The 11,772-nt window shown below is 35.7% G+C and carries 12 protein-coding genes; 5 read left to right on the top strand and 7 right to left on the bottom strand.

Annotated elements, in window-relative coordinates:
* Positions 1-13 precede the first annotated feature (13 nt).
* The 3 genes from RV13_RS21435 to RV13_RS18065 all read right to left on the bottom strand — a co-directional run bounded on the left by RV13_RS21435 (position 14) and on the right by RV13_RS18065 (position 3,039).
* Positions 14-676, bottom strand: a complete 663-nt coding sequence (locus RV13_RS21435; protein WP_249024496.1) for an ABC transporter permease — start codon at positions 674-676, stop codon at positions 14-16.
* A gap of 8 nt (positions 677-684) precedes the next feature.
* Positions 685-2,331 (bottom strand): ABC transporter permease, encoded by a 1,647-nt coding sequence (locus RV13_RS18060; RefSeq protein ID WP_249024497.1) that lies wholly within the window; start codon positions 2,329-2,331, stop codon positions 685-687.
* Between the two features lie 150 nt (positions 2,332-2,481).
* The gene (locus RV13_RS18065; RefSeq protein WP_010746134.1) at positions 2,482-3,039 is read right to left on the bottom strand and encodes a TetR/AcrR family transcriptional regulator; all 558 of its coding nucleotides are present in this window, start codon (positions 3,037-3,039) and stop codon (positions 2,482-2,484) included.
* Between the two features lie 284 nt (positions 3,040-3,323).
* Here RV13_RS18065 and RV13_RS18070 point away from each other — a divergent pair, with 284 nt between their 5' ends.
* Together RV13_RS18070 and RV13_RS18075 are read left to right on the top strand one after the other, a co-directional pair.
* Positions 3,324-4,055 (top strand): ABC transporter ATP-binding protein, encoded by a 732-nt coding sequence (locus tag RV13_RS18070; protein WP_010746133.1) that lies wholly within the window; start codon positions 3,324-3,326, stop codon positions 4,053-4,055.
* Entirely contained in the window at positions 4,055-5,146 is a 1,092-nt protein-coding gene (locus RV13_RS18075; protein WP_010746132.1) for an ABC transporter permease, read from the top strand. Before RV13_RS18070 ends, RV13_RS18075 begins: the two co-directional genes overlap by 1 nt.
* A gap of 77 nt (positions 5,147-5,223) precedes the next feature.
* On the opposite strand, the gene RV13_RS18080 is transcribed toward RV13_RS18075, so the two are convergent.
* Positions 5,224-5,823 carry a PepSY domain-containing protein gene (locus RV13_RS18080; protein WP_010746131.1) on the bottom strand — a complete coding sequence of 200 codons (600 nt, stop codon included), beginning with the start codon at positions 5,821-5,823 and terminating at the stop codon, positions 5,224-5,226.
* A 709-nt stretch (positions 5,824-6,532) separates the two neighbouring features.
* Positions 6,533-6,889: a TraX family protein gene (locus tag RV13_RS21605; protein WP_306301665.1), complete on the bottom strand. Its 357-nt coding sequence runs from the start codon at positions 6,887-6,889 to the stop codon at positions 6,533-6,535.
* Positions 6,890-7,042: 153 nt separating this feature from the next.
* Here RV13_RS21605 and RV13_RS18090 point away from each other — a divergent pair, with 153 nt between their 5' ends.
* Entirely contained in the window at positions 7,043-8,518 is a 1,476-nt protein-coding gene (locus RV13_RS18090) for an AcpB/EbpR/MafR family transcriptional regulator (protein ID WP_010746129.1), read from the top strand.
* Positions 8,519-8,565: 47 nt separating this feature from the next.
* Here RV13_RS18090 and RV13_RS18095 read toward each other — a convergent pair whose 3' ends face one another.
* Both RV13_RS18095 and RV13_RS18100 read right to left on the bottom strand, forming a co-directional pair.
* Positions 8,566-9,507, bottom strand: a complete 942-nt coding sequence (locus tag RV13_RS18095) for a BtrH N-terminal domain-containing protein (RefSeq protein WP_071875984.1) — start codon at positions 9,505-9,507, stop codon at positions 8,566-8,568.
* Between the two features lie 168 nt (positions 9,508-9,675).
* Positions 9,676-10,488: a MerR family transcriptional regulator gene (locus tag RV13_RS18100; RefSeq protein WP_060789558.1), complete on the bottom strand. Its 813-nt coding sequence runs from the start codon at positions 10,486-10,488 to the stop codon at positions 9,676-9,678.
* A gap of 223 nt (positions 10,489-10,711) precedes the next feature.
* Between RV13_RS18100 and RV13_RS18105 the strand changes: the two genes are divergently transcribed.
* Entirely contained in the window at positions 10,712-11,089 is a 378-nt protein-coding gene (locus RV13_RS18105) for a hypothetical protein (RefSeq protein WP_010746126.1), read from the top strand.
* Positions 11,090-11,129: 40 nt separating this feature from the next.
* Positions 11,130-11,738, top strand: a complete 609-nt coding sequence (locus tag RV13_RS18110; RefSeq protein ID WP_060789559.1) for a PadR family transcriptional regulator — start codon at positions 11,130-11,132, stop codon at positions 11,736-11,738.
* The last annotated feature ends 34 nt before the right edge of the window (positions 11,739-11,772 follow it).

Consider the following 11,772-nt stretch of genomic DNA (forward strand, 5'->3'; position numbering starts at 1 on the left):
TTCCCATCCTTTTCTAATCTTTAAGATTTTCAGCGATTTCAATTTTACCTGCTTGCGCCGTTACAACTCTAGTTGTCAAATAGGTGACAAGCTGCATCAGCGAGGGACAACCTGCATAAATCAATAGACTTCCTGTTAATTGAATACTGACTCCTCCTAGAGCAACTGAGACTAATCCCGACATCATTTTTCCTAACGTCATCGATAATAACGTTCCTAATCCTAGTCCGATTACTAAGATAGTTAAACTTCTTGATAAGTATTGATTTCTTATTTCCTGATTGGTAAAACCAATTGCTTTCAAAGTAGCGATCTCTTTTTTATCCTTCACCAAGAGCAGCTTTATAAACAAAGAGGTAATCAATCCAGTGACAAGTAATGCTACTAAAAAAGCCCCAATCGAAATCATCAATAAAGATTGTATCGTTGAACCATATGTTTGATCCCGAAATTGCTCTGCGTTATTCGTTTTGGCAAACGGCAAATCTTTCTTGTATTGATTCATTTTTTTTGTTAGTTTAGTTGAATCTTTTAGTTTGATTGAAATATCCGTCCAAATCGTCGGTGCAGTCGTATCTTCGAAGGTCGCTTTAGCGGTTTTTCCACCATTAAAAACATTGGCGTATATTCCGCAAACAGTAAATCTTTCCTCTCGTCCATCTCGAACTAGAATCATAGAATCACCTATTTTTTTTCAAATTCCTCAGCATTGATGGTTGATAGAGCTATTTCATTGGTTTGACGAGGTGCTTTTCCTTTCAAATAGTCGACTGGGAATTTTTGATGGTTCCCTAATTCGACTGATAATACACTGTTAGTCAGTCCAGCCTCATGCACATCAAAATTTTTAGTCGAAATCTTACTAAAGGCTGCAACATCCGGATCATTAGATAAATAGGCTTCGATTTTCTCTTGGTTCTCAATGCTGTTTGTGGACTGATATAAACTCGTGACGATGTCCACTTTATGACTGAACCCGATATTTTCGATAAACTCTTCCGAAGAAGTGGTATGGTATACCAATGCTGGAATAATCATAATGAACGTTGATAAGATAAAAACTAGTAACATCGTCAAATAGATTTTTTTTCGATTCATGATATCAATGAGCCCAATTCGTGTATCAGAAGATAAAAAGGGAAATCTACGAAGATTAACGTGCGTTTTCGTATTAACCTTTTCATTGGCTCTGCTGAAACGAATGGCTTCAACTGCCGAAATCTTTTTGAAGCGGTTCAAAAGACCGTACACATATGCGATCATTAACAGCATAACTATAAACACACCTGCAACAGCTAAAAACCAGCTTAATCCTTCATTATTACTTTCCCCCATGAACAGTTTGATATTTTTTAAAAGAACATGACTCAAGGGAATTGAAATCAAGTACCCGCACAAACTGCCGATAACAGAAATGACAGCATACTTAGCCAGATAAATTTTCTTAATTTCTTTCGATTGTAGCCCGATTGCTTTCATCACACCGATTTCTTTATAGTCTTCCTCAATCTTTGCCAAAAGAGTGAATCGAATACACATAAATGTCATCAAAACGATTAATAAACTAATCAGTAAAAGAATACTAATCATCATCCCGTCAGACATTGCATTGCCTAATTTAAATAAACGGTGGGTACCATTTGGTCCATTAACCTCTAAACCAGCTTTTTTATACGCTGCTTCAAATTGATTCAGCTTGCTGGGATCTTTCAAACGAAACTGAATAATATACTCCAGCTTTCCTTTAGAAAAAAGTTCATCATAATCGTTTTGGTGCAATAAGAAACGTTTTGAACCTGCCATTTGCGAGTTCATTGTGCCATCCCGTAAAAAACCGTTAATAGTAAATGTCTTGCCAGCAAGTTCTGCCTTATCACCAATCTTCGCAATCCCCTGCTTTTTGAACTCCACGGGAACATACAATTCACCTGGCTTTGGTTGGATAGGCTGATTTTCCATAGTTAATAAATAATCCAAGTTCTTACTCTGAACCGCCAGTCCGTTATCTTCCACACTATCTGCGAAACTATGATCCCCAAGCTTGATATCTGATCCATTGAGATTTAGAAATTCAGCTACCTCATAGGCAGCCACATTGCCATTATCCTTTACAAATGCTGCTAAACGCTCTCTGTCCACTTCTCCCGTGTGCATTTGCATATAATGCGGCGATTGCGCTTTTTCCATAAGTGTATCAATCGAACCTGCCAAATTTACACTTAAAATCGTTGCTAATGCCACTAACAGCGCGGCTACAGTAATGAAAATAGTGGTGATTGTAGTAATTAACTTACTTTCACTCACCTCGTTCTTTATAATCTTTCGGTACATAATCTTTCACCCCTGCCCTTCTTCATATGATCTATCTCCACTATAAAGAAGGAAGGTTTCTTGAATATACACGAAGTATTAACCTAGTATTAAAGTTGCTTTTAATATGAAAAAAGCTTTAAAAAGCATTGAATCTCTTTAAAGCTTTCCCTATTTCTTAAAATCAAACGTTATTAACCGATCCATTATTCTCACTAATTCTTCTGGCGATTCACTCTGTCCTCGGTTAATCCAATCCTGTAAAACACCGAACAACGCATTACTCAAAAACAATAACGCATAATGCTCTTCAATCTTGTTCTTGATTTTCAGATCCAATTGCGGAAAAATATTGATTCGCGCGTTTTCCTGCATCATACGTTTAATATAATTTTGAACCTCGATCGATCCATTTTCTGAAATCAAAGCCGCGATCAATTGACCATCACTTTGCAGATAAGATAGCATATTGGAAAATAATGCTGTTTTGCTATTATCGGCATTTGAGAAGACAAATTGATTCGCTTGATCCCGAAATTCTTTTAAATTAACTTCCACTAAATCGTATTTATCTACATAGTGCAGATAAAAGCCGCTGCGGCTGATTTCTGCTTCCTCACAAATATTCGTTACAGTAATCTGCTCAAACGTTTTTGTTTGTAATAATCTAGTCATTGCGGATAAAATATTCTTACGAGTTCGATAGTAACGTAGGTCTTTTTCCTTCAACGTGGTATATCCTTTCACAACATAGTGAACATTTTTTTATAATATGTCCATTATTAGAGTTCTTTTCTTGCATCACAAATTCGTCGTTCTATAATCCATATAGTACAAAATGATAGACATTCTGTCTATTATGCTATCTCTAGCCTAGACTTTTAGCAGTTCAGTAACTAGACTATGTACGAAAAAAATATTCGTTCTATTGTGTTAACAGCCATCACTTTTCCCATCTAATTCTTTAACACTATAAAACGAATAATCGAAAAGAAGAACAGGAGGAACATATTTTGACGACAGAAAATAATACTGTAGCGAAAATTTCTCACGCCTACAAAGCTTTTGATAAGCGTGAGGTCTTACAAGATGTCAATCTTCAAATTGAATCCGGAAAAATTTTAGGACTGATCGGACCGAGTGGTGCTGGAAAGTCTACAACTATAAAATGTTTGCTGGGAATGGAAAAGTTAGACAAAGGGGAAACGACCATTTTCGAAACCAAAATGCCTAACCGAAAAATCTTAGGTCATGTCGGCTATATGGGACAAAGCGATGCTTTATACAATGAGCTGACTGCCAAAGAAAATTTGATTTTCTTCGGACAGCTGATGGGAATGGAAAAGGATAAACTGAAACAAGCGATCGATAAAAATATTTCCTTAGTCAATTTAACGGATTTTCTAAACCAAACTGTCAAAACATATTCAGGTGGAATGAAACGACGACTATCCTTAGCGACTACACTCTTGTCCAATCCAGATTTAATCGTTTTGGATGAACCAACAGTAGGAATCGATCCTAGCTTGCGAGTGGCAATTTGGGATCAGCTTCGTTCTTTGGCCGATCAGAATAAAGCCATCGTTGTCACTACTCATGTCATGGATGAAGCCGAAAAATGTGATTACGTCGGATTAATTATCGATGGAAAGCTGTTCGCGTTTGGAACCCCTACTGAGTTGAAACAAAAATTTGAGGCTGATTCAATTGAAGAAGTCTTCTTAAAAGCCGAGGTGGAAAGCTAATGATGCGCTTTAATGCAATTTTAACCCGTGTAGTCAAAGAATTAATCCGTGATAAGAGAACATTAGCCCTTATGTTGATTGCGCCAGTTATTGTCTTATCCTTGATGAACGTTGTTTTTGATTCCAATTCTGAAACACATGTCAAAATCGGAGTCGACCAAACAGTTCCCTCCTCTTTAGTGAAAAGTTTCCCTTCAGATGAAGTCAAAACCAAAAAATATTCCGATACTAAAAATATTCACGACACTATGAAGGAAAATGATTTAGATGCCTTTATCACTCTTGACGGATCAACCCTTCATGTTTCCTATGAGAATGAAGACCCTAGCAGTACTGCCCAAATTAAAGGGATGATTCAAAATATTTTGACTGCTAACAAAATGAAAGAGATGAGTAAAGAGCTTCAGGAATTAGCTGTTCAAGCACAAAAACCGATAACTATTCAAAATTTTAAAATCAAAGACTCGTATGTTTACGGTGATGCAAACAGTACTTTCTTTGATAAAATCTTTCCAATTTTAATTGGATTTTTCGTGTTCTTCTTTGTTTTCTTGATTTCTGGAATCGCCCTTCTTCGCGAACGAACCAGCGGAACGTTAGAGCGATTGCTAGCAACACCTGTAAAAAGAAGCGAAATTGTTATGGGCTACTTAGTCGGTTATGGCCTTTTTGCGATTCTGCAAACTTTTATTATCGTTTTTTTCTCTATTTATGTCCTCGACCTGCAAATAGTCGGTAGTTTATTATGGGTAATATTGACTAATATTCTTATTGCATTAACCGCATTGACAGTGGGAATTTTTGTCTCGACATTTGCTAGTTCGGAATTTCAAATGGTTCAGTTTATTCCGTTGATCGTTATCCCACAGGTATTCTTCTCAGGATTGATTCCATTAGATACCATGGCAGACTGGGTACGTGATCTTGCTTACATCTTCCCTCTCAGCTACGCGGGTAATGCATTAACTAATATTATGATCAAGGGACAAGGATGGGAGAACATTTGGCTTGATCTAGCCGTTCTCGTACTCTTCATCGCCGTCTTTACTATTCTAAATATTATTGGGCTTAAACGATATCGAAAAGTTTAATAATCTGAACGAATAATTTCCTCAGGCTAAATATAAAAGGCTCATGGATACTATCTCCATGAGCTTCTTTTAAAGCATTAATCATCCGTTTCAGTTTCTAAAACATCCCCAGATTGTGCATTGATCTTTACTTCTGTTTCTTTCTGTCCATCGAATACTTTGACTTCCCAATAGGTAATCCCCATATCCTTGTCTAAGCTCCATTCAGTCGCTTTCCCGCTGCCAACATTTTCTGTAGCAATTTCGGAAACTTTCTCGATGCTTAAAAGATTATCTATGTTCAGCTTGTCTTCTTTTCTTTTTACACCTTCTTTGTCTTCCATATCTAATTCTTCTTCACGTTCTTTAGAGACCTTCTTCGTATCGGCGTCCACTCGGACTTCATATTCTTTATTGTCGTCGACCCCTTCGATTTTGTAAAAATAGTTCCCAAAAGAAGTTTCTAAATCAATTGAAGTAATATCGCTATCTGGATATTCCTTTTGATATTCTTTGATCGCATCCTCTATACTAACCTTAAAATCTGTATTTTGTTGACTACTTGATTGACTTTTGCTTGTTTGACTTGTCTGTTGTGGGGTAGAACTCGAACTGATTGATTCCTCCGAATCTGAATTACAGCCTGCTAGACCACCTAACAATGCAACTGATAAACCTAAAATAATTACCTTCTTCAAAAATATCCTCCCCTTGCTTCATTTTGTTTATACCATTTTACAATCATTATAGATTATTTTGGACCCGTCTAAAGTCCTATTACACTACTTGAATCATCTCATTTATTTTAGAATCTGTAAAATTTTTAGTTATTTTGATGATAATTCTAAGTTTTACACTTTACTCTTTCAAAGGAAACCTTAAAATAGAGTCTTTTTTCTGTTAAAAATCAGGTATAATCTCCCGCTTACCATCGCCGATAGAACTATTGATTAATAGTTTAAAAAAAATTTTGACCCGCGATTTTTCTAGTCTCATTAAAGCTCACCTGTTTCTTCTAAAATCACTTCATTGAATCACTAGACGAATCAACGCTAAAGCAACTAAATGTAGAGGATAAAAACTATAAAATCCCCATTATACCCAACTTGGCGAATAGCCTCTTTCACCGTTATATGCAAAGAGTAACGGGATGACTAGTAGCAGACCTAATCCAGAAAAAACTTGAGAAAATGACATTGATTGAGGTGAAGAGACATATATTAATATCAGCATCGATGTTAGAAAAAAAGTCGTATATATATTTGGTAATCGGAGGCCCCACTTCGTATTTTTCCATCTGTAAAAACCACAAATCAGTAAAACACCAGCCAAAGGCCAATCAGAAAACATAGTCGCCATCGTAAAGAATAAACCACTAAATACCTCAAGAAGGATGAAGCAACTTTCTCATAAACTATCATTAGTAGCAATCCTATTAGTAAAGTGAAAAAAATTATTTACTAATTCAATAAGAGTGAAGGGATTTTTTCCATTAAAGAGGAGATGAAAAGGATAAATAGAAATCAGCCAAAAAATCATCATTCTTATAGCATAGTGTTTTCGATTGCGTGTATAAAGAAATCCCTCCACTAAGAGATATGCCATAATTGGAAAGGTTAATTTCCCAATAAATTCAGTAAAGAAAAAAACTAAGCTAGATTGTTCGTATATACTGAAACCACTACCGATGTGGTTCGACAGCATTGCTAGGATTGCGATTACTTTCATCTTAAACCCATCTATTGTTTTATTCACTCTACACATTCCTCCATATATAACGAGTATGACACAAACAAATCAATAATTCTTCCAATTTTCAAAATAAAAAAGACTTTATACATTGATTATATTATTTATTTTCAGTTGAGAAATTTTACTATATACTAAAGGTATCAATCGATTGAAAGAGGGTTTAACATGAGACATGCCTTATCTTCTACCCAAAATCGTCAAATTAAGATAATTGAACTACTTCGAACAACTAACAGCTATGTATCTGTAAAAAAAATAGCGAAAATAGTGGATGCGGTTCCAAAAACAATTGTAAATGATTGCCAAGAAATTGAAGAGCGATGGAATGCTATTCTACAAATCGAAAGAAATACCTCTGGAGATTTACATCTAAGTGAAAAACATAACCATACCGTACGTGAAGTCTTTTCTGATATTTTGAAAGAATCTCCAACTTTTCAACTTTTGGAAATTCTTTTTTTTCAACCTGGAAAATTACGGACTGAATTAGAAAAGGAACTTTTTCTTAGTTCTTCAAGTCTGTATCGTCGCATCGTCAAATTGAATGAAGGACTAAAGATGCGGGGTTTACAAATTGATCGTAATAATCTGATGCTAACTGGGACGAACGAGCTTCAAGTTCGTTTATTCATGGCTGCTTATTTTTTAGAAGTTTATGATGTCTATGAATGGCCCTTCCAGTTAGATCAAAAAGTAGTCTGGACTACTGTTAATCAAATTGATAGGCATTTTGATCTAAAGTTGAACTTCTTGCAAAAGGCTGAGCTCTCCTTTTTAATAGCCGTTAGTATCATTCGACAACAGCAAGGATTTCTTAACTCAGGTAAGCGTGACTTATCTAGTGAAAAAACGCTCTTGTATGAAACACTAATCACTGAGTTACTGTCCAGTTTCTCTCTACCTATTACTGAACTGGTAAAAAAGGATTTGATCCAAACTATTTTTTGGTATGATTTCAGCTGGGACAATTTAGCTGAAGAAGATCGAATCGAACGCTTTAGTGATAATATAATCGATTTAATCGTCAATGCTTTAGGAATTACTATTTCTAATGAAAGCCGTAAAAACTGCATTTCATTATTTAAAACGGTCTATAACTCCTACAAAACCTATCCCTATGAAACGTACATCGCTTATAACAGACAGCTATACAATAGTTTGACTATTCAACGAGATTTTGCTGTTTTTAGTAAGGTCTTAGAAAAAACCTTAAAGGATCAAGAATCAAAAACCCGATTTCCTTGGTACACAATGTACTATCATCTAATTTTATTTGAGCTATTCATTTATTGGGAGGATCTTCCGAAGCAATTAGACCAATTAAGAAGACCTGTCCTCACTGAAGTGTGTAGTGACTTAGGACCCAAACATGCACAACTTCTCGCCTATTATCTGAATAAGAATTTTCATGATAAACTTTTGTTAGATATTCAGTCCGAAAAAATTTATGCTGAAGTTGCGGCTGATTCATTAGTTTCTGACCTCTATGTGACAAATTTTTCTACTCCAATAATCCCTGAGGAAAGATTATTTGTTTTAGAGGACGTCCCTTCAATAAAAAGTCTGGCTGCTTTGGGAAGAAAAATTGATGACTTCAGAATGAATACGTTAATTAAACAGCTAGATTATTTGAACGAGTAAAACAGTAGATTGAACAGTATTTCTGTTCAATCTACTGTTTTATTACTTTATTTACATATCAAAAATTCTAGCTCTTCCAATAGAATTTTTTCGGTATCCGCTAATGCACGAGTGTGCTCACTTAATGTGCATAATAGGCTGACATCTCCCGTCGTTCCCAGTTGCCATAACTCTTCTGCAAGTGAATCCCAGGCTTCTCCCAGTTTCATGAAGCCTTGACCAATCTGCTCAATCCTATGATTATTAAACAACTGATTGCCCTCGATTAAAAACTCTCCGTACATTTTTCGGAAGGCACCTCCTCCTGTACCACCATCTTCACTAATCTGGAAGTAGTTCGTTATACCAGCAATTTCCCTTTTACTTTGGTCAAAGGATTTCCATTTTAAAATTTCTTGCGAAAACTTGATGATTCCATTGATTCCTAACAGCTTAGCTGGAGGACGCAGCATACTTTCACAAGTATCTTTTATAGCAGCAATAAGTTCCCTTTTTTGAATTCCCTCGTAAGATGAAAAATCAAACTCTAGATATTTATTGTTTGCTGGAAAGGGTCTAAAATTACTATTTCGTGCACGTTCCATTTCTTGATAGCTGACCCGATGATAATCACAAGCGATTTTTCCTTTAGGTGTACGAATGGGATAATCTGCGCTATCACGATCAGTTAGATAAAACTCTTGATTTTCATCATCATAGCCAAATAATACGACAGCGTGCCCTCCAAAATGACTATTTCGATTCATATTTAAATAATCTAGAAACGGCATATCCACATAAATCAAAACAGGTTTATTTTGCTGGATCATTTTTTTCGTTTTAGCTAGAGCTACTGGATAGTTTTTTGGCTGACGACATTTGATACGAACACCTAAGCGTTCCGCAAGCTTTGCTTCAAACTCGATTGGTTTTGATCTGCCAGAAATCATTGGCGAATGGGCTAAGTTGATGTAAGTAAATGACAATCCAGAACCAATACCGAAGAGCATAGCTTCAGATAGTGGTCAATGATAATAGTCAAAAACCTGCATTAAAGCATTAGTAATACAGTGCTTCCCTCCCGAGGGATGAAATGCTTCAATAATATGCTTCATTCTGCTTCTCCTCTCAATAATAAAAAGCAGTTAGATAAAAGATTTAACTGCTAGATATTAGGCTTATTTTGAAACAACAAAACCTGATTCAGTCACCCAGTTTTCTGGATTTGGATCTTCTCCTGGAGAAACGTGGCCAATATTGATCATAGGACCAACGATTTTATACTCGTTTGCTTCTAACCACTCGGCGATTGTTTGAGTCACTTGCGGCATTTGCTCAAAGCTGCCGCTGAAGGTCACCGATGCCATGATAAAGGCTGGCTCTTTTTTGAACTCAACGGTGTGAGCTTCAGGGTAGTCTCCAACCACACTTGTTTGAACTTCAACATCCGCATTTTTCTCGACAAATTCCACATCATGAAAAAGAGTCATATTCAATGGCGTCTGCCTCATTTTAGCATTCGTTTTTCTCACACCTTGCTGCAATTTTTGCCACAAGTCCCCTTCCAACGTGTAATCCGCGATTACACTGCGAACACTGAGCACATTTCTTTCTGGAACTTCCTTTACTACTACGTTATATTGAGTCATTCTTTTTCCTTCTTTCATCTTCTGCTTGAGCAAATAGATCATTCGCTGTTTTTTCAACAGCTCATCTAAGTCTTCCTGCAATTTTTCTTCTTGCAGTGTGTAATGTTTCTCTAAAAAATCTAAATCATTGGTGTCAATAATTTCCTTGATTGTTTTTAATGGCAAACCCGTTTGCTGCAACAATTTGATTTGATTGAGTTGTGCCAATTGGTCGGCCGAGTAGTATCGATAATTGGTTTGATCATCAATTCCTTTCGGTTTTAGAAGACCTAACGTGGCATAATGGTCTAATGTGCGAACTGTAGTGTTTGATAATTTTGAGAATTCTCCAATTTTAAACATTTAGTTTTCTCCTTTTCTGTTTCGCTAGCTTACTTATAGTATAGAGTCACACGTAACGTGGGAGTCAATCACAAATTCAAAAAAATTTTAAAAGAGATTACGTATTGATTTTAGTAATGTTACTATTAGTAATATAAAAACAGAAAATTTTTATATTCTCGTTTGACAAGTAGCGGATAGAACAGACTACCAAACATCATAAAACTGTTTAGGGGGAAACAAAATGGAATTATCTTCAATCATTGGAGCAGTGATTTTTGGAATAATGGCAGTATTAACCTTATTAGTGACACTGGGACTTCCGCTTGGTGAGTTTACTATGGGAGGAAAACATAAGGTTCTACCAGTTAAAATGCGTTTTGTCAGTGGCAGTGCTTTCGTTTTTCAATTAATAGCGATTTTCTCTGTCCTTTATGTTGGCAAAATTATTTCATTGAATATCTCTTTTTCGCTAGCACGCGGAATCTGCATTTTCTTCGGATTTTACTTGCTGTTGAATACCGGCATGAATCTTATGTCCTTCAGCAAAAAAGAAAAATATGTAATGACACCTTTAGCCTTGATTGGATCAATCTGCTTTTTAGCAACAGCTTTTTTATAATTTTTTTTTAATGATATAAGCTTTCTGAGGAGTTGGAAAAATGGACACTATTATTTTAGGTTTTCTAATGATTCAAGCAGCAACAATTTACGAACTGCGTCAATCAATCAAAAATTCCCTTTCAACCGTTAGCAGCGATAGTACCGGCAGTATCCAAGCAGCTTTAAAAAAGCTACTGAGCAAAAACATGATCACCTTTAAGGAACGAGTTGACACTGGGGTGAACAAAAAAGTTTATTATATTACTGATACTGGAAAAGAATATTTTCAAAAAACAATATCTCAACCGATCCTTTACAAGGAAAAGAATATGGAATTAAGTAAATTCTTTTTTATGGGGTTTACTGACGAAATAAAAAGAGATGAATTACTAGCAAATTATATTAAAGAATTGGAACAAGAACTGGCATCTTTAGAAAAACTCAGTGAAAGGATAGGTCCTCGCTTTAAATTTGATGAAACTACTATTAATGATTTAAAAGAGCGCGGTGGTGCCGTTGAATTCATGACCTTAAAAAATGTGGAGGATATCGCCCGTTTTCAATACACAACTTTGGATCTAGGAATTGAAAAGGCAAAATTTGAAATTCAATGGTTTAAACAATTTAGGAAACGACTTAATTTAGAACCGTCCAAAAAAGAGCAGTGAAAAATCGGAGCCACTGATAAAGTACCCTAGTTTC

This window comes from Enterococcus raffinosus (assembly GCF_001886185.1).
GTDB classification, from domain to species: Bacteria; Bacillota; Bacilli; order Lactobacillales; family Enterococcaceae; genus Enterococcus_A; species Enterococcus_A raffinosus.

Bases quoted from the DNA above. Each gene is read 5' to 3' on its own strand.
- RV13_RS18095 (WP_071875984.1), bottom strand. From the start codon at position 9,507: ATGCTCTTCGGTATTGGTTCTGGATTGTCATTTACTTACATCAACTTA.
- RV13_RS18075 (WP_010746132.1), top strand. From the start codon at position 4,055: ATGATGCGCTTTAATGCAATTTTAACCCGTGTAGTCAAAGAATTAATC.
- RV13_RS21605 (WP_306301665.1), bottom strand. From the start codon at position 6,889: ATGTGTAGAGTGAATAAAACAATAGATGGGTTTAAGATGAAAGTAATC.
- RV13_RS18100 (WP_060789558.1), bottom strand. From the start codon at position 10,488: ATGTTTAAAATTGGAGAATTCTCAAAATTATCAAACACTACAGTTCGC.
- RV13_RS18090 (WP_010746129.1), top strand. From the start codon at position 7,043: ATGAGACATGCCTTATCTTCTACCCAAAATCGTCAAATTAAGATAATT.
- RV13_RS18060 (WP_249024497.1), bottom strand. From the start codon at position 2,331: ATGTACCGAAAGATTATAAAGAACGAGGTGAGTGAAAGTAAGTTAATT.
- RV13_RS21435 (WP_249024496.1), bottom strand. From the start codon at position 676: ATGATTCTAGTTCGAGATGGACGAGAGGAAAGATTTACTGTTTGCGGA.
- RV13_RS18110 (WP_060789559.1), top strand. From the start codon at position 11,130: ATGGACACTATTATTTTAGGTTTTCTAATGATTCAAGCAGCAACAATT.
- RV13_RS18105 (WP_010746126.1), top strand. From the start codon at position 10,712: ATGGAATTATCTTCAATCATTGGAGCAGTGATTTTTGGAATAATGGCA.